Annotated in this window: 15 protein-coding genes; 3 read left to right on the top strand and 12 right to left on the bottom strand. The window is 63.4% G+C overall.

Translation table 11 applies throughout. The features are described 5' to 3' along the window. Window positions 1-96: 96 nt before the first annotated feature. The 9 genes from U2H20_RS10620 to rplJ form a co-directional block, all read right to left on the bottom strand. Window positions 97-2,022: a helicase HerA-like domain-containing protein gene (locus tag U2H20_RS10620; protein ID WP_430592255.1), complete on the bottom strand. Its 1,926-nt coding sequence runs from the start codon at window positions 2,020-2,022 to the stop codon at window positions 97-99. Beyond that, on the bottom strand, window positions 2,019-3,308 hold the full coding sequence (locus U2H20_RS10615) for a saccharopine dehydrogenase family protein (protein ID WP_430592254.1): 1,290 nt from the start codon (window positions 3,306-3,308) through the stop codon (window positions 2,019-2,021). The genes U2H20_RS10620 and U2H20_RS10615 overlap by 4 nt, the downstream gene beginning before the upstream one ends. Window positions 3,309-3,393: 85 nt before the next feature. Further along, window positions 3,394-4,626, bottom strand: a complete 1,233-nt coding sequence (locus tag U2H20_RS10610) for a multidrug effflux MFS transporter (RefSeq protein ID WP_430592253.1) — start codon at window positions 4,624-4,626, stop codon at window positions 3,394-3,396. Between the two features lie 228 nt (window positions 4,627-4,854). Then, window positions 4,855-5,316 carry an SRPBCC family protein gene (locus tag U2H20_RS10605; protein WP_430592252.1) on the bottom strand — a complete coding sequence of 154 codons (462 nt, stop codon included), beginning with the start codon at window positions 5,314-5,316 and terminating at the stop codon, window positions 4,855-4,857. Between the two features lie 2 nt (window positions 5,317-5,318). Continuing rightward, window positions 5,319-6,476: a cystathionine gamma-synthase gene (locus U2H20_RS10600; RefSeq protein ID WP_430592251.1), complete on the bottom strand. Its 1,158-nt coding sequence runs from the start codon at window positions 6,474-6,476 to the stop codon at window positions 5,319-5,321. After that, window positions 6,473-7,852 (bottom strand): cystathionine beta-synthase, encoded by a 1,380-nt coding sequence (locus U2H20_RS10595; RefSeq protein ID WP_430592250.1) that lies wholly within the window; start codon window positions 7,850-7,852, stop codon window positions 6,473-6,475. Before U2H20_RS10595 ends, U2H20_RS10600 begins: the two co-directional genes overlap by 4 nt. A gap of 80 nt (window positions 7,853-7,932) precedes the next feature. Continuing rightward, entirely contained in the window at window positions 7,933-9,792 is a 1,860-nt protein-coding gene (locus U2H20_RS10590) for an ABC transporter ATP-binding protein (RefSeq protein WP_430592249.1), read from the bottom strand. A 174-nt stretch (window positions 9,793-9,966) separates the two neighbouring features. Then, window positions 9,967-10,350, bottom strand: coding sequence for a 50S ribosomal protein L7/L12 (gene rplL, locus U2H20_RS10585; protein WP_430592248.1), 384 nt, complete (start codon window positions 10,348-10,350; stop codon window positions 9,967-9,969). Window positions 10,351-10,389: 39 nt separating this feature from the next. Next, complete coding sequence (gene rplJ, locus U2H20_RS10580) at window positions 10,390-10,908, bottom strand: 50S ribosomal protein L10 (RefSeq protein WP_430592247.1); 519 nt, start codon at window positions 10,906-10,908, stop codon at window positions 10,390-10,392. 261 nt (window positions 10,909-11,169) lie between these two features. Between rplJ and U2H20_RS10575 the strand changes: the two genes are divergently transcribed. Further along, the gene (locus tag U2H20_RS10575; RefSeq protein ID WP_430592246.1) at window positions 11,170-12,771 is read left to right on the top strand and encodes an LssY C-terminal domain-containing protein; all 1,602 of its coding nucleotides are present in this window, start codon (window positions 11,170-11,172) and stop codon (window positions 12,769-12,771) included. A 63-nt stretch (window positions 12,772-12,834) separates the two neighbouring features. Here U2H20_RS10575 and U2H20_RS10570 read toward each other — a convergent pair whose 3' ends face one another. Continuing rightward, window positions 12,835-14,325 carry a sensor histidine kinase gene (locus U2H20_RS10570; RefSeq protein WP_430592245.1) on the bottom strand — a complete coding sequence of 497 codons (1,491 nt, stop codon included), beginning with the start codon at window positions 14,323-14,325 and terminating at the stop codon, window positions 12,835-12,837. Then, the gene (locus U2H20_RS10565; RefSeq protein ID WP_430592244.1) at window positions 14,322-15,065 is read right to left on the bottom strand and encodes a response regulator transcription factor; all 744 of its coding nucleotides are present in this window, start codon (window positions 15,063-15,065) and stop codon (window positions 14,322-14,324) included. Before U2H20_RS10565 ends, U2H20_RS10570 begins: the two co-directional genes overlap by 4 nt. Before the next feature lie 119 nt (window positions 15,066-15,184). On the opposite strand from U2H20_RS10565, the gene U2H20_RS10560 reads away from it, so the two are divergent. Both U2H20_RS10560 and U2H20_RS10555 read left to right on the top strand, forming a co-directional pair. Then, a complete protein-coding gene (locus tag U2H20_RS10560) occupies window positions 15,185-15,775 on the top strand; it encodes a YqaJ viral recombinase family protein (protein ID WP_430592243.1) in 591 nt (196 codons plus the stop codon). Further along, window positions 15,772-16,509 carry an alpha/beta fold hydrolase gene (locus tag U2H20_RS10555; RefSeq protein WP_430592242.1) on the top strand — a complete coding sequence of 246 codons (738 nt, stop codon included), beginning with the start codon at window positions 15,772-15,774 and terminating at the stop codon, window positions 16,507-16,509. Before U2H20_RS10560 ends, U2H20_RS10555 begins: the two co-directional genes overlap by 4 nt. On the opposite strand, the gene U2H20_RS10550 is transcribed toward U2H20_RS10555, so the two are convergent. Beyond that, a complete protein-coding gene (locus tag U2H20_RS10550; protein ID WP_430592241.1) occupies window positions 16,503-17,213 on the bottom strand; it encodes a DUF998 domain-containing protein in 711 nt (236 codons plus the stop codon). The genes U2H20_RS10555 and U2H20_RS10550 overlap by 7 nt on opposite strands. Window positions 17,214-17,231 lie beyond the last annotated feature (18 nt).

Genomic DNA, 17,231 nt, shown 5'->3' with positions numbered 1-17,231 from the left:
CCACGTGATTCCCCCAACGAGTGCAAAGGCACCTTTTTGCTTGGTGCACTATTCGTTAGTGTACCAAGTAATTGCGAGGACGAAGCAGGGCGCGAGCTACTTCCGCTTCTTCAGCGTGCCGAACACTCCGCGCACGATGTCGCGCACCATGGCTTGGCCGGATCGCGAACCGAGGAAGTCGGTAACCGGATTCCCCGCGCCCGCCGTTGTCGCACGACCGGTTGTCGAGCGCGAACGACCAGAACCGCTCGACGTGCGCGTGGTTCCAGCTCCGCGACGAGCGCGCTGCTCATACTCCCGAGCCTCCTTCTCGCGCTCGCGACGAAGCCGCTCCTGCTCCGTCTCGGCCTGCTTTTGGGCTGCGGCTGCTTCTTTCGCTTGCTCCTCGGCGGCTCGACGATTGTCGGCCTCCTGCAGCCGGGCGTTCAGGATCTCGTACGCAGACTCTCGATCAATCGCGGTGCCGTACTTCGCCTGCAACGTCGAGGCCGCGACCGCGGCCTGCATCTCGGCCGCGGCAACCGCGTCCATCGAGCTGCGCGGTGCACGGATGCGAGTCCACGCGACCGGAGTCGGCGCCCCCTTCTCGTTCATCACCGTAACGATGGCCTCCCCCGTTCCGAGCGTCGTCAGCACCGACTCAAGGTCGTACCCGCTCTTGGGATACGTACGAACCGTCTGCCGCAGCGCAGTCGCGTCGTCAGGGGTGTGCGCTCGCAACTGGTGCTGCACCCTCGAGCCGAGCTGAGCGAGCACATCTGCAGGCACATCCTTCGGGGTCTGGGTGACGAAGAACACGCCGACCCCCTTCGAGCGGATCAATCGCACCGTCTGAGTGACCGCGGCGAGAAAGGCCTTCGACGCGTCCGCGAACAGCAGGTGCGCCTCGTCGAAGAAGAACACCAGCTTCGGCTTCTCGATGTCGCCGACCTCCGGGAGTTCTTCGAAGAGCTCCGCAAGCAACCACATGATGAAGGTCGAAAAGAGCGCCGGTTGGTTTCGGAGCTCGGGAACTTCGAGCAAGCTCACGACGCCTCGACCGTCCGGTGAGAGCCGCAGGAAGTCGCTCACTGCAAGCTCGGGCTCGCCGAAGAACACTTCGGCGCCCTGCTCAGCGAGCACAGTGATCTCCCGCAGAATCACCCCGGCGGTCTGCTTGGAGATGCCCCCGATGTCCGCGAGTTCGGCCTTGCCGTCGTCGCTCGTCAGGAACACGAGCAGTTCGCGCACGTCCTTCAGATCGACCAGTGCAAGCCCCGCGCGGTCGGCATAGGCGAACAGGATCGTCAGGCTCGACTCCTGGGTCTGGTTCAGCCCGAGCACTCTCGCGAGCAACAACGGCCCGAAGCTCGAGACCGAGGCGCGCAAGGGCACACCTGACCCCACCCCGCCGAGCGCGAAGTAGTCCACGGGAGCGGCCAGCGGGCTCCAGTCTTGACCAATTCCGCGGGTACGTTCCAAGAGCTTCTCGCTCGAAACGCCGGGCGCCGAGATCCCAGAGAGATCTCCCTTGATGTCAACAGCGAAGACCGGGACGCCATGGGCGCTCACCTGTTCAGCCAGGCCCTGAAGCGTTTTGGTTTTTCCCGTTCCTGTGGCGCCGGCAATGAGTCCGTGCCTATTCAGCATCGCGAGCGGGATCCGAATCTGCACCTCTGGGCGTGGATCCCCGTTGACGAGCGCACCCATATCGAGCGCGGCACCCTCGAACCCGTACGCGGCACGGATCGTCTCGACATCAGGCTCAGCGAGCGGGCCAGTGCTGCCCTCGTGTGATGCAACGACCGACGCTTCAGACTGGACTGCTGGTGCAGCTTGCTCCGCAGATGCAATTTGCTCCGCCGGCGCAGCTTGCTCCGCGGGCGCCGCTTGCTCCGCAGGTGGAGTGGCACTGTGGTTCGCCGCCTCTGCGGCACGTTGCTCAGCTTCCTGCAGTGCCCGCTCGGCCGCCGCCTGCGCCGCTTTCGCTGCTTCGACCGCGGCGCGAGCACGCTCGAGTTCGTCGCCAGACAAGCTCGTCATTCTGCTCCCCCGACGTCAGTGGCATCCCGGAGGCCCCAGGGCTGACCGTAGCCACCCTCCTCGATGGGCTTTGACATGAGTTCGAGGAAGGGACGAGCATCAAAGGCTTCCGGCCCGAGCACTCCAGCGCCAGACCAGGTGCCCGCGGCGAGCAGTTCGAGCGCGATCACTGGCGCCAGCGCGGTCTGCCAGACCACGCACTGCACACCGTACTCAGCCATAGTCCACTCGTTGTCGCTCACGTGATAGAGATAGGTTTCGCGAGGAGCACCATCGACACCGACACCGGTGACGTTCACTCCGGCACACGTATTCCCCGTCATGCGAGGTCCGATCGTCGCCGGATTCGGCAGCACCGCGGCCACCACATCTCGCGGCGCGACCGGCACCGGGCCATTCGCACTGCGCACCTGCACCGGGTTTGTACTGTCGAGGCCGAGCAGATTGAGTGTCTTGAGCACCCCGATGAACTCGCTGCCGAGCCCGTATTTGAAGGTCACCCGTTCGGCTTCAATCCAGCGCGGCATCAAGACGACTTCTTCGTGCTCGACGTTGACGCATTCGACCGGGCCGATCCCCTCGGGAAATTCGAACACCTCGGGCTCGCTGAACGGCTCAGTCGTGAACCAGCCTCGACCGCGCTCCCAGAGCAAAGGAGGATTCAAGCATTCCTCGATCGTCGTCCAAATACTGAAGGACGGCGCAAAGAGCTCCCGCCCCTCCTCGTCGCGAACAACGAGGTTTGCTCCGTCACGAACTCCCAGTTCCTCGATCGAAGAGAACAGCTCATCAGCGGCATATCGAGCGAAGACGTCTGAAAGCCCCGGCTCGACGCCCATACCCACGAGCGCCAGTCGATCTGCGTCTTTCCAGTGATCGTGCTCGGCAAACTGACGATCACCGAGCATGACACCGGGGCTCGAATGCGGTGCCGATTCGTGCGGCTTCGACAGACTCATCGCCATGTCGATGTAGGTGCAGTGCGCTTCGCCTGCGGCGGCAAAGATCGCGTCAACGAAGGACGGCTCCACCGCATTCATGATGTGCGTCGCCTCGACCGTGATCGCGAGCGCTGTGATCGCCTCCGGGTCACTCGCATCGAGCTGATGCGTCGAGAAGCGTGCCGCTCCTTCTTGCCCCTCACGCTCCGCGATCGAGGTCAGGCAGGATTCTGCCCGCTCGACCGAGTAGTCAGCGAGGGCAATGTGGTCATAGAACGATCGTCGGGCGGCGATCTTCGCGAACGCTTCGCCAACACCACCGACACCGATCAGCAGGATTCTCATACTGCATCGTAGGCAGAGCAACCGCAGTTTGGCTATGGAATTCCCGACCATGCACGATGCGAGATCCCTGGGCCGCGACGGCGCTCTAATCGCTCAGCGCAGCCACCTGCTTTGGTCGGACGACGAACCAGAGCGTGAGGACACTCACGCTGGACGCGGCGATGATCACGAGCGCCATCGGCACACCGTTCGTGATCTCGAATGCACCGACGATCGGCGAGAGCAGCCCCGCGATTCCGAAGTTCATCGCCCCGAGCAAGCTCGCCGCAGTTCCCGCTTCTGCACCGTGCTGATTGAGGGCGAGCACCTGCACACAGGGCATGGAGAGGCCGACGCAGGTCGTAAAGATGAACAGCGCAGGGACGAGACCGAAGAGTCCGAACCCCGAGAGCTCACTTGCGAGGACGAGCGATCCGGCGAACACGGTCGCGGCGGTCGAGCCCGCGAGCACCCACTGTGGGCCGATCTTCGCTTGCAGCCGCGCACTGACCTGGACACCGAGGAACACCCCGATCGAGCAGATGGCGAAAACGAACCCGAACTCGGTTTCGCTCAGCCCGTACACGTCTTGCAGGAGTAGCGACGACGTCGAGAGGTAGGCGAAGAGACCACCGAAGGTCATGCCACCGATGATTGCCGCGCCGATGAACACCCGGTCGCCGAGCACCGCCTTGTAGCGCTGACCAAGTGTCGAGTGCCCCGCGACCGAGCGTCGCTCCGCAGGCAGCGTCTCGTGCAGGAAGATCGAGACGGCAGCCACGACGAGGACCGAGTACACCGCAAGGACCCAGAAGATGCCGCGCCAATCGGTGACCTGCAGCAACTGCGATCCGATGATCGGTGCGAGGATCGGCGCGAGCCCCTGCACGAGCGCGAGCCTCGAGAGCATTTTGACCAGCGGCTTTCCGGCGAACATGTCGCGCACCATCGCCATCGCGACCACGGCGCTCGCCGCACAGCCGAGCCCTTGCAGCACACGGAACGCAGCGAGCATTTCGATGGTGGGGGCGAGTGCAACACCGATGCTCGCGAGCACATGGATCAGCGTGGCGACGACGAGCGGCACTCGTCGACCGAGCCGATCAGAGAGCGGGCCGACGATCAGCTGACCGAGCGCGAATCCGAGCATGGTGGCCGAGAGAGTCATCTGCACGACGGCGTCGCCGATGCCGAACTCTTCCTTCACCGCCGGGAACGCCGGGAGGTACAGGTCGATCGTGAATGGACCGAGCGCCGTGCACGCGCCGAGGATCAGAATGTAGGCAAGCCGACGACCTGGGCCGAGGAGCGATCCCGGGTGTGCTGCGGTGCCGCTCATGCTGCGAACCTCGTTTCGGTTCGGACAGACGGGACACCTGCGCAGATTGCAGGTCGGACAACCCAGGTTTGGGCTCGGCGGAACACCATGACTTCCTTTCGGGCGAAGCGCGTCGATCACAGCGCAACTGACCTAGCCTACGCCTCTCAGACGACGACGGAGCCCCCTTGCGAACGAGGACTCCGATGTCGATGACGGGTCATTGCGACGCGCCGGGATGCGCCGACGTCAGTCGAAGAGTTCTTCCAAGCGAGTGAGGCAGTCCTGCCACCCGTCCGTGAGCGAGTCGATCTCGTCGTCTGATGCGCTCTGCGTGACCCGCACGATCGTGTCGTCTTCGAACTCGGAGAACTTCACCGTGACCGATTCCTGGCGCAGGCTGCCATCAGCGTGACCGCCCTCCCAGATCCACGTGAAATCGAGCTGTTCACCGTCTTCAACCTCGATGAATTCGCCGTGGACACCGATGCCGCCCTCGATTGTGCGGATTCGCCACCCGCGACCGGGCACGGGTTCGAAGTCGTAGTGGACGTCGTCCCACATCGGCCACCACCACTGCGGCATCATCTCGGTGCTCCAGGCCGCGAACACCTGGTCGATCGGCGCCGCGACACTGGCCACGACTTCGAGTTCGGAATCCTGCTGAGGATCCCAGTCGGCCGGATCGGAGTTCAGGTCGTCAGTCGACACGCTTACGAGGCAATCGTGTCGAGCGTCGACAACAGGTCGGCGACGAGATCGTCTGCGTTCTCGATTCCGACGGAGAGCCGCACGATGTTCTCCGGCACTTCGAGTTCGGTCCCGCGCACGGAGGCGTGCGTCATCTCGGACGGGTAGCAGATCAACGACTCGATACCTCCGAGCGATTCGGCCAACTGGAAGAGCTCAGTGCCGTTCAGCAGCTTGTGCGCGCTTTCCGCTCCGCCACGAACCGCGAGCGACACCATGCCGCCGAATCCGCTCATCTGCGATGCAGCCAAGGCATGACCCGGGTGGCTCTCGAGCCCCGGGTAGTAGACGGCCTCCACAGCCGAGTGACCTTCGAGCGCTTCAGCGACGAGCCGCGCGTTCTCGCAGTGGCGCTCGACACGGATCGCGAGCGTCTTCAGTGAGCGGGCCGACATCCAGGAGTCGAACGGGGAGGCCACTGGCCCCGCGCCGAACTGTACGAAGTTGATCTCCTCGGCGAGCGCTGCATCGCTCGTAATGACGGCACCACCGAGGATGTCGGAGTGCCCACCGATGTACTTGGTCGTCGAGTGGACGACGGCGTCGATCCCGAGCGACAGGGGCTGTTGCAGGAACGGGGTCGCGAAGGTGTTGTCAGCGACCGAGATCGCGCCCGCGTCCCGAGCGATCTCAGCCATTGCGGCGAGATCGGTGATCTTCATGAGCGGATTCGAGGGCGTCTCGACCCAGAGCATCTTCGTGTTCGGTCGAACTGCAGCCCGAACGGCGTCGAGATCGGTGAAATCGCAGGTCGAGAGCTCGATTCCCCACTTCGCCCAGATCTTCGAGACGAGACGGTGCGTTCCGCCGTAGACGTCGTTCGACATGAGCACGTGATCGCCCGGCTTCAGTGCGGCTCGGAGCAGAGAGTCTTCGGCCGACAGCCCACTCGGGAACGCGAAGGCGCGCGTGCCGCCTTCGAGGCTTGCAAGCTGCGTCTGGAACGCGTCTCGAGTCGGGTTGCCCGCACGGCTGTACTCGTAGCCCTCGCGATAGTTGCCGACTCCGTCTTGCACGTAGGTGGTCGAGAAGTGGAGCGGCGGAATTACGGCGCCGGTCCGCGGGTCGGCGGGCTGTCCGTCGTGAATCGCTCGAGTTGCAAAGCCGTGCTGCTGTGTCATGCCTGTTCTCCGCTGAGGTAGGTAAGAAGGTCGTGTCGAGTCAGGACCGCGATGGCCCTTCCGCCGTCAACAACGAGGAGTGCATCGTGATTCCCGAGTTGCTGGCGGAGAGATTTCACCGGCTCGTTCGCCCCCACGAGCGGGAGCGGAGCCTGTTGGTGCTGTGCGATCGCGTCGGTCATTGCTGCGCGACCGGTGAAGACGGCGTCGAGGAGTCCGCGCTCGTCAACGCTTCCGACGACTTCGCCGATCACCACGGGAGGTTCAGCCGCCAGCACCGGCATTTGGCTGACGCCGTACTTCTGCATCTGCCCGATGGCGTCGCGAATCGTGTCGCCAGGGTGCGTGTGCACGAGGGCCGGGAGCACTCCGCCCTCGCCCTTCGTCGCCACGACATCCGCGACGGTCGACCCCGGCTCGGAGTTGCCGAAGCCGTAGCTGCGCAGCCACTCGTCATTGAAAATCTTGCCGAGGTAGCCACGGCCCGAATCCGGAAGGAGCACGACCACGACCGCAGAGGCCGGTAGGTCCTTCGCCATTCGAAGTGCCGCTGCAACGGCGAGTCCGCTCGAGCCGCCAACGAGGATGCCCTCTTCTCGCGCGAGTCGGCGCGTGATGGCGATCGACTCCGCGTCGTTCACCGCGATGATCTCGTCGACGACGTCCGGGTCGTAGGCACCGGGCATCATGTCTTCGCCGACACCTTCGACGAGGTAGGGGCGGCCAGTGCCGCCCGAGTAGATCGAACCCTCCGGATCAGCGCCAATGATGCGCACCGTCCCATTCGAGGCTTCTTTCAAGAACCGGCCCGTGCCGCTGATCGTGCCGCCCGTACCCACGCCGGCAACGAAGTGCGTGATCTGTTCGTTCGTGTCGCGCCAGATTTCTGGGCCGGTCGATTCGTAGTGGCTCTTTGGGCCATTGAGGTTGAAGTACTGGTCTGGCTTATACGCACCAGGGGTTTCGCGAGCGATCCGATCGCTCACGCTGTAATACGACTCCGGGCTGGAGGGCTCAACGGAGGTCGGGGTCACGACGACCTCCGCGCCATAGGCGCGCAGCACTGAGCGCTTGTCCTCGCCGACTTTGTCGGGGCAGACGAAGATGCATTTGTAGCCGCGCTGCTGCGCGACGAGCGCGAGACCGACGCCGGTGTTGCCGCTCGTCGGCTCGACGATCGTTCCTCCTGGCTGCAGGAGTCCGTCGCGCTCGGCCGCGTCGATCATCGCGACCGCGATTCGGTCCTTCGCGGAACCACCCGGGTTCAAATATTCGAGCTTGACCAGCACCGTTGCGGCGACGCCTTCGGTGACCTTCTTGAGCTTGACGAGCGGAGTGTTTCCGATCAGGTCAAGCACCGATTCTGCGTAGTGCAATGGTCGCCCCTTCCCTTGCCTCCAGCCTAACGACCACCGACGGCGATGACGCGACAAAGACTCCAGATGAAGCGCCCGGCTCAGGGCCGGAGTGAGTCCTGTTCGGAATGCAAACGCGCGTACGCGTCCTCGCGGGCAAGGAGTTCCTCGTGGGTGCCCTGCTCGACGATGCGCCCGTGATCGAGCACGACGATGACGTCCGCGTCACGAATGGTGGAGAGCCGGTGCGCGATTGAGATCGTGGTGCGGCCATGCGCCGCCGCGTCGAGCGCTCGCTGCACTACGCGTTCGGAAACAGTGTCGAGCGCGCTCGTCGCCTCGTCGAGGATGAGCACCTTCGGGTCCTTCAAAAGCACCCGCGCGAGTGCGACGCGTTGCCGTTCCCCGCCCGAGAGACGGTAGCCCTGCTCCCCCACGATGGTGTCGAAGCCTTCAGGGAATGAGGTGATCGTCTCGAGGATGTTCGCAGCCCGCGCCGCCTCGACGAGCTCTGCGTCGCTCGCGTCGGGCTTCGCATACCGGAGGTTCTCTGCGATCGAGGCGTGCAGCAGGTAGGTCTCCTGGCTCACGATCCCGATGTGCTCGATCAGGCTTTCCTGCTTGAGCTCACGCACGTCATCACCAGCGAACTTCACTGCACCGCCGCTGGCTTCGTGCAGCCTGGGAATGAGATAGCCGATGGTCGTCTTGCCCGCGCCGCTCGAGCCGACGAACGCGACGAACTGACCGGGCTCGACGGAGAAGCTCACTGCATCGAGCGTCGGCGGTTCGGTCTCTGCAGCATCCGGGTATCGGAACGTCACCGCATCGAATTCGACCGCGCCGAGGCGTTCGGTGTTCACGGATCGAGCGTCAGGGGCGTCCTGAATCGCAGGGCGCAGGTCGAGATACTCGAAGATGCGCGCGAAGAGCGCACCGGAGGTCTGCAGGTCGAGCGCAACGCGGAGCAGCCCCATCATCGGCATCAGCAAGCGCGCTTGCACGGTAGTGAAGGCGACGATCGTCCCCGCGGTCACGCCTTCGAAATCTCCCGTGATCAAGAAAGCCGCGATGAGGTAGATGATCGCAGGCAGGATCGCGATGAAGGTGGAGACCAGCGCGAAGAACCACTGCCCGGTCATCTGTAGCTGCACTTGGAGTCGAACCTGCTGATCGTTCTCTCGCGCGTACCGAGCGGATTCGTCGCGTTGCCGACCGAAGGACTTCGCGAGCAGGATGCCGCTGACTCCGAGCGATTCTTGTGTGATCGCGGTCATCTCGCTCAAGGACTCTTGTGTTTTGGTCGCGATGCGAGCCCGGATCTGACCGACCTTGCGTTGTACGAGCACGAGGACCGGCATCAGGATGATCGACACGAGCGTGAGTTGCCACGACAGCACGAGCATCGTGACGAGCGAGGCGATCACGGTCACGGTGTTGCCGACAACGCTCGAAACCGTATTGGAGAGCACATTGGCGACGCCACCGACATCGTTTTGCAGCCGCGATTGAATCACGCCCGTTTTCGTACGCGTGAAGAACGCGAGTTCGATCCGCTGCAAATGGTCGAAGAGCTTGGTGCGCAGATCACCCATGACCCGGTTGCCGATTCGTGCGGTCAGGAGCGTCTGCCAGATGCCGAGCACATTGGAGGCGATGATGAGCCCCACCATGAGCGCGAGCAATTCGAACAGGAGCGGCATGTTCGGCTCGTTGTTCGGCGGAAAGAGCGCACGGTCGAAGACCTGCTGCACCAGCAGTGGCGGAAAGACGCTGATCGTCGCGACGAGGAGGACGAGGGCGATCGTGAGAATGATGCCCGAGCGATACGGGGTGAAGAGCGAGCCGATTCGACCGAGCAGGTTTGGGATCTTCGGTGCCTGAGCGTTCTCGACCCGTTGTAAGGCCTCGTCGCGCCCGGCGACCCGTAGCGGCCGTCCGCCGCCTCCACGCATTGTCATGATGATCTCAGAGTAAGCCGTGCGTACGACTGAGCGCCCCGGTTTCTGGAGTTGTCCGCTCAGCGCACACAAGCGCCCTCACGCGAGGCCCGCTCACGTGGACAGCCACCTCCGCCCGGAACGCAACAACGCCGCATCCCGATGGGATGCGGCGTTGTCAGCAGTGCAAAAAGACTACTTGAGCGTGACGGTTGCGCCAGCCTCTTCGAGGTCAGCCTTTGCCTTGTCAGCAGCTTCCTTGTTTGCGCCTTCGAGAACGGTGCCAGGAGCTCCGTCAACGAGTGCCTTTGCTTCGCCAAGGCCGAGGCTCGTGAGAGCGCGGACGACCTTGATGACCTGGATCTTTGCCGAACCAGCTGATTCGAGAACGACGTCAAACTCGGTCTTCTCTTCAACCTCTTCAGCAGCAGCAGCAGGTGCAGCAGCAGCAGCGGCAGCAACAGGTGCAGCAGCGGTGACCTCGAAGGTCTCCTCGAATGCCTTTACGAACTCGCTGAGCTCGATGAGCGTGAGCTCCTTGAACTGCTCGAGCAGTTCTTCAGTCGACAGCTTTGCCATCTTCTTCTCCTATGTTGAGTGGTGAATTTGGTACGCGGGCTATTCGCCTGCGGACTCCTGCTTGACGCGCAATGCCTCGACTGTGCGAACAGCCTGAGCGAGTGGCGCGTTGAACATGTATGCAGCTCCGAACAGCGAGGCCTTGAAGGCACCGGCGAGCTTCGCCAGCAGAACTTCACGGGACTCGAGGTCAGCGAGCTTGGTGACCTCTTCGGCAGAGAGTGGCTTGCCATCGAAATAGCCGCCCTTCACTACAAGCTGAGGGTTAGCCTTGGCGAAGTCACGCAACGACTTTGCAACGGCGACTGGGTCTCCGTGAACAAAGGCGATTGCAGTTGGGCCGACGAGCGTGTCGTCGAAAGCGGTGATACCCGCGCCGTTTGCAGCAATCTTCGTGAGCGTGTTCTTCACCACGGCGTAGGTCGCATCTTCACTGATCGAACGGCGCAGCGTCTTCAGCTGGCCGACAGTGAGTCCGCGGTACTCGGTGAGCAGAACGGCGCTCGACTCTTCGAATTTCTTCGAGAGGTCGGCAACCGCAGCTTCCTTGTTCGCCATGGCGCTCCTTAGTCGTGTTGCTGGTGGCCGGGCATAAAAAAGCTCCTGCACACGCAGGAGCAAACAAGCTTTTCAGCTGAATTCTCACCTGCGCGGGCTGTAGCCATTTGGCACACCTTCGGTTGACGTTCGCCTTTCGGGCGCACACCAACAACCAGCGGTCTTCGGTATTTGATCACTGTAGTGCAGATCGTGCGCGCACCGCAATCTCGCAGCGAAAAGACGCCCTCATAGGATTGAAAGCGAACCGGGGAGCATCGCATGACTGAGGACAGAGCGCAGCACGAGCAGCGAGCCGCAGAGAATGAAGTCGATGCGAGCGAACTCGTCGTGAGCGATGAGCACGAGCGCCGAGAGGGACGACGTGCACCCCGGAGCACGCATCCTCACACGAGCCTTCCGCAAACCGCTCGTGCCGCCTACGACGACCTCAAAGACGCTTTGGCGGACTTCGCTGCAGCGCACGGAATCATTCACGACTCGCGCAGCGGCTGGTCTCGCGCGATCGACGCCGTGTTCCTGTGGATCGGCATCATCGCGGCGACACTGCTCGTGCTTCTGCTCACTCAGCAGGCGATCATCGGCGGTCTCGGCAACATCTGGTTCGTGATTCCGATCTACGTCCTGTTGGCGTATCTGATTCTCCCGAGGCTGCACGGCGCGCTCTCGAGCATCTACCTCCCCGACTACTTCATCGGTCGAACTCGCACTCGGGAGGGCCTGCTTGGCGACCCGGTCAATCTCGCGCTCAACGGTCCCGAGAACAGTGTGCACGCGACCATGCGTGCAGCAGGCTGGACGATGGCCGACGAGATCAGTCCTCGCTCCACCTGGGGGATCATCGTCTCGACGCTCTTCCGACGCAGCTACCCGGAAGCGCCCGTGTCGGACCTCTACCTCTTCGGGCGGCGCCACGACTTCGCCTATCAGCGCGAGGTCGATGGCAATCCGGCCAAGCGCCACCACGTGCGATTCTGGAGAACTCCCGAGGGCTGGCTCCTCCCCGGCGGCCATCGAGTCGACTGGATCGGTGCCGGCACCTTCGACACCGCAGTCGGCGTGAGCCTGTTCACCCTGCAGGTCACGCACCGAATTGATCAAGATACGGACGCCGAGCGCGACTTCATCCTGGCGACGATCGCAGAATCGGGAGTCGCTGCCTCCGTGCGCGTGATCGAGCAGTTCTCCAGCGGCTACCACTCGCGGAACGGCGGGGGCGACGCGATTCGAACCGACGGCGACCTTCCGATCGTGCAGGTGCACGAAGTGCCGGGGCTCCCCAACACGAGCTACGAGGTGCAGCACGCAGACGCGAACCGCCGCCGCGCTCCCCTCGGCACGCTCCTCGGTGCGGCGCTCGTCTTCGCTCGCTCGGGAGCCTGGCTGATCCTCGGACTCACACTCGGCCTCGGAATCTGGGATCAGGCTTCAACGGCGGGCGCCCAAGTGCTCGACGCACTGGCCGCGCTCGATGCGGCAGATGCGAGTTCGCTACTCGGTCTCGTGCAGTCGATTCCAGTGCTGCTCGTATTTCTTGCCCTCGCGATTGTTCCGATCGTTCTCGCTGTTTCGATCATGCGCGGGAGCAACGCTGCACGAGTTTTCGCAATGCTGATTTCGAGCGCAACGCTCGTGTACATGATCGCTTCGACTGCGCTCGGCACTGCGACGGAGTCGTTCGGCGGGATCGTCGCCTTCGCGCTCGAGATCGGCGTCCTGCTGGCACTGTCTGGACCAGACGCCAGGGTGTATGCGCGTGGCGCACGGAACGAGAACCCCGCGCGTTCGGATCCTGAGCGATCTGGAGAAGCCGAGCCGACGGCAGACCCCTCGTCGACCAGCGAGACGAGCACCGCGAACTAATTCGGACTACCGCGGACTACCGCGGACTGCGCGGACTGCGCGGACTGCGCGGACTGCCGCGAATTATCGTGGAGCAGTGCGCGCAGCACCTTCGGGGCTCGCCAACGGGAGCGTCACCAGGAACCGGGTGTCACCCGGCCGACTCTCCACGGAGATCTCACCCTCGTGTGCTTCGACGATCGCCTTGACGATCGAGAGCCCAAGCCCACTCGACCCCGCGACGCGAGAGCGCGACTGGTCACCTCGTACGAAGCGCTCGAACAGGGTCGCCTTGATGTCTTCAGGGATGCCCTCACCGCGATCCTGCACCTGCACGCTCGCCGACGACCCGTTGCTCGTCAGCGAAACCGAGATTCCTGTGCCCTCGGGCGTGTGAATCCGAGCGTTCGCGAGCAGATTCGCGACCACCTGCTGCACGCGCAGACGATCGCCGCGGATCTCGATCGGCTCTTCGGGGAGTTCGAGGTCGATGCGGTGGCTCGGGCCCGCGGCCTGCGCGTCGGCAACTGCCTCGACGACGATGTAGGAGAGATCGACCGTGTCTCGTTCGAGTTCGCGGCCCTCGTCGAGTCGAGCAAGCAGCAGGAGATCGTTGACGAGCGCGGTCATGCGCTCGGATGCCATGGAAATGCGTTCGAGCGAGACCCGGGAGTCTTCGCTGAGCCCCTCCTGGTGCTTCCGTGTGATCTCCGCGTAGCCCTTGATCGAGGCGAGTGGCGTGCGGAGCTCATGGCTCGCGTCGGCGACGAACTGCCGAACCTTCCGCTCACTCGCGGCACGCGATTCGAGGGACGATTCGATGTGGTTGAGCATTCGGTTCATGCTCGTGCCAACCCTGCCGACCTCGGTGTTTCTCGCTTCGACGGGCACGCGCGCAGAAAGCTGCACTTCACCTTCGTCGAGCGGGAGCGCCGAGATCCGCTCCGCCGTTGCGACGACCTCGGTGAGTGGCCGGAGCGCTCGGCGAAGCACCGCGTCGCCGATGATGTACGCGAACATGGTCGCCGCGAGCGCTGAGATCACAATGACGAAGGCGAGTTGACCGAGCGTCTGGTTGGTCTCCGCGGTCGAGATACCGACCACGACGGTTCGAAGCACCGAGCCGTCAGCGGCGGTGCTGATCGGGATCGACATCACTCGGAAGTGGCCGAACTCGGTGAGCGTGCAGTCCTGCGGATAGGTGGCCGACGAGACGCAGTCCTCGAGCACGTGCGCTCGATCCGACATCGAGACGACTTCTTTCGAGGAGTAGAACCCTGGTGCGTACACGGATTGCACGTTCGGGTTGGAGTCGACGTACAGCACACCGGGCGAGAGTTCGATGCGCGCGTCTCCACGCGCGATCGCGGTCGATACGTTGTCGGCGAATGATTTCACCTGCTCGTCGACTCGGCCTTCCAGCACGAAGCGCATCGAGGCGACACTCGCAGAGCCGATGCCGAAACTGAGGAGCAGCAGGAGCGCGATCAGTACAAACAGGATCCGCTTGCGCAAACTCAAATGCGCTGGGAATCCGAGTGAGAACCGTTTCTTTCGCGCTCCTGCGTTGCTCATTCCGCGGGTCGCAGTTGGTAGCCGACGCCTCGCACCGTGTGGATCATCGGTTCACCGAGCACGTCGATCTTCTTGCGAAGGTAGGAGATGTAGAGCTCGACGACGCTCGCGCGACCACCGAAATCGTACGACCAGACCCGATCGAGGATCTGCGCCTTCGACAGCACCCGGCGAGGGTTGCGCATGAGATACCGCAGCAACTCGAACTCGGTTGCGGTGAGTTCCACGCGAGTCGAACCGCGGGTGACTTCATAACTGTCCTCGTCGAGCGTGAGATCGCCGACGGTCAAGACACTCGACTCTTCGGCAACCGCTGCGCTCCGACGGATGAGACCGCGAAGTCTCGCGACCACTTCTTCAAGGCCGAAGGGTTTGGTCACGTAGTCGTCGCCACCGGCGGTCAGGCCCGCGACGCGATCGTCGAGCGAGTCCTTTGCGGTGAGGAAGAGGACGGGGACTTCAAAACCGGCGCTGCGCATGCGCTGCAGCACGGTGAGCCCGTCGATGTCGGGCAGCATGATGTCGAGGACGACTGCATCGGGACGGTATTCGCGGACGGCTTGCAGAGCGGCCTGGCCGTTGCCGACCGTTCGGACTTCCCAGCCCTCGTACTTGAGACCCATCGCAACGAGATCGGCAAGGCTCTGTTCGTCGTCGACAACGAGAATTCGAATCGGTGAGCCATCTGGCCGCCGAAGTTTAGGTTGCGCTCGCAGCTGCGCACTCGCTGAATCGTTCATACTGTCTATTCACTCAGGAATTACTATGGATACGCCGATGAGTATTCTGTGTCAATCCTATGAAGGAATCTCCGTGGTGCGGCACCCAATTTGACTGAGGTTCGCGAGAGAATAGAAGCATGCACGCGCACCCCGAACTCGATCTCTTCGGAGCGAGCGCGCACACCGAACGGATCGTCGCTCGCTCCAGCGACCGAATCGCATGGATCCGCGCTCGCTCGCAGGGCGTGACCGCAACCGACGCCGCAAAGCTCTGCACCCCGACCTCCGTGCGCAACGTCGCCTTCGAGAAACGCTCACCACGGTCCTTCGGTGGCAACGCCTTCACGGAACACGGCAATGCGCGTGAGCCGTTCATCGCACGGTGGGTCGAAGACCACTTCTCGATCACACCCTCGGACGCGCTCTTCCATGCTGACGGCGGCCCCCGCTTCCTTGCGACACCAGATGGCGTCAACCACGACGGAACCCTGCTCGCGGAAATCAAGACCACCTCGAAGCAGCTCGACAGCATTCCTCGCAACTACCTCCGCCAGATCTGGTGGCAGCAGTATGTGCTCGGCGCAGAACGCACGCTCTTCGTCTGGGAACAGCACCGGGACTTCGTCCCCGTCGGACGCCCGCAACACCGCTGGGTCGAGCGCGATGAGAACGAGATCCACAAGCTGATCGGCTTCGCCGAACAACTGCTCGAGAGGATCGATCGATGAGCACCCTGTTCTTGCACGGCCTCGGCGGCTCGGGCAACCAGATGCGCCCCTACGCGGCTCGCGTGCAGGGCCAGATCATCGCGCCAGACATCCTGTCGCACGGGAACAACCCCCGCAGCGCAAGCGGTGACGAATTCGCATTCGACTCCCTCGCAGACGACGCGGTCGAGCAGTTCCTCGCACGGTGGGACCGCACCCCGGTCAACATCGTGGGCGTCTCGATGGGTGCGGCGATCGCGCTTCGCATCGTGCTCTCCGGGCGCCTGCCCGTTGAACGGGTCGCGTTCCTCCGGCCGAGCTTCACGAGCTACGGACTCCCCGAGAACCTCACGATCTTCCCGCTGATGGCGCAACTCCTCGAACAGGAGACACAGCACACGGTGCTCGACGCGCTGCTCGACACCAAGTTGTACTCCGACATCGAACGGCTCTCCCCTGCTGGTGGACTCGCACTGCACGCGCAGGTCACGCAGCCCCGAGCGCGAGAGCGCCGCGAACGCCTCCTCGAGATTCCGAGGAACCGCGCCTATACCGCGAACGAACTCGAATCGGTTCAGATCCCGCGCGTGGTGTTGGCGAGTCCTCGCGACCCGGTGCACCCGGTGTCGATCGCGCACGAGTGGGCGGAAGGCCTGCGATGCAGGGTGCTGCTCTCACCCGCACGCGACGACGGCCAGGCCGCGGTCACGAACTGGTATCAGGAGCACGTGCAGAGCTTTCTGATGCCCTACTGAGCGGACTCGGCGACCGCGCGCCGCGTTCCCCAGTGGATCGCGACGAGGCAGCCTGAGAGCCAGAGCATGGCGAGCCCCGCGGCAATGAATTCGAGATTGCCGCCAATGTGCGTGTTCCAACTCGCCAGCGACATGATTCCGCCGGTGCCTGAGATCACGGCGACGAGGACCGCGCTGACAACCGAGGCAATCCGAAGCGAGCGCCTCGGCGAGGTCGCCAGTTGGAGCATTGCCCAGCAACCGCCCGCAAAGCCGATCACCGCGCTCGAGATGTGAATGACATCTCGGATCGCGAACGCAGGGTTGAACGGCGTCGGGCAATACATGGAGCAGGTGACCCCGCTCGCAATACCGAGCGCGGCCGCTGCGACCCACAGCGTGACACCCGCGCTCCAGCGAGAGAACACCGAGACCGAAGATCGTTCGTGTCGGAGCGAGAAGCCGGCGAGCGCGATCCCGATCACGAGGAGCGTGAATCCATCGCGGAAGATGTGCTCTGTCGGGACGCCCGCGGACCCGACCTCGCTGATGTACGCCGAGCCGACATACTGCAGGCGGGCCGCCATGATGACGGCGCACCCTGCCATCAGCAGCACGATCGAAACGACTGCGACCGCTTGCTCTCGCGCCCTGCTTGCGCTGAAACGATTCGGGGTGGCGATCTTCAGAGCCGCCGCATCGCCGACGCCGTTCCAACTGTTCACCGAATCAGAGTATCGAGC

Origin of the sequence: Humidisolicoccus flavus (assembly GCF_045689595.1) — a bacterium.
GTDB classification, from domain to species: domain Bacteria; phylum Actinomycetota; class Actinomycetes; order Actinomycetales; family Microbacteriaceae; genus Humidisolicoccus; species Humidisolicoccus flavus.
Note: the sequence above shows the minus strand (reverse complement) of the source record. Positions and strands in the feature narration are given on the sequence as shown.

Excerpts from the sequence above, each read along its gene's own strand:
- U2H20_RS10620 (WP_430592255.1), bottom strand. The coding sequence starts at position 2,022 with ATGACGAGCTTGTCTGGCGACGAACTCGAGCGTGCTCGCGCCGCGGTC.
- U2H20_RS10615 (WP_430592254.1), bottom strand. The coding sequence starts at position 3,308 with ATGAGAATCCTGCTGATCGGTGTCGGTGGTGTTGGCGAAGCGTTCGCG.
- U2H20_RS10610 (WP_430592253.1), bottom strand. The coding sequence starts at position 4,626 with ATGAGCGGCACCGCAGCACACCCGGGATCGCTCCTCGGCCCAGGTCGT.
- U2H20_RS10600 (WP_430592251.1), bottom strand. The coding sequence starts at position 6,476 with ATGACACAGCAGCACGGCTTTGCAACTCGAGCGATTCACGACGGACAG.
- U2H20_RS10590 (WP_430592249.1), bottom strand. The coding sequence starts at position 9,792 with ATGACAATGCGTGGAGGCGGCGGACGGCCGCTACGGGTCGCCGGGCGC.
- rplL (WP_430592248.1), bottom strand. The coding sequence starts at position 10,350 with ATGGCAAAGCTGTCGACTGAAGAACTGCTCGAGCAGTTCAAGGAGCTC.
- rplJ (WP_430592247.1), bottom strand. The coding sequence starts at position 10,908 with ATGGCGAACAAGGAAGCTGCGGTTGCCGACCTCTCGAAGAAATTCGAA.
- U2H20_RS10575 (WP_430592246.1), top strand. The coding sequence starts at position 11,170 with ATGACTGAGGACAGAGCGCAGCACGAGCAGCGAGCCGCAGAGAATGAA.
- U2H20_RS10570 (WP_430592245.1), bottom strand. The coding sequence starts at position 14,325 with ATGAGCAACGCAGGAGCGCGAAAGAAACGGTTCTCACTCGGATTCCCA.
- U2H20_RS10565 (WP_430592244.1), bottom strand. The coding sequence starts at position 15,065 with ATGAACGATTCAGCGAGTGCGCAGCTGCGAGCGCAACCTAAACTTCGG.
- U2H20_RS10560 (WP_430592243.1), top strand. The coding sequence starts at position 15,185 with ATGCACGCGCACCCCGAACTCGATCTCTTCGGAGCGAGCGCGCACACC.
- U2H20_RS10555 (WP_430592242.1), top strand. The coding sequence starts at position 15,772 with ATGAGCACCCTGTTCTTGCACGGCCTCGGCGGCTCGGGCAACCAGATG.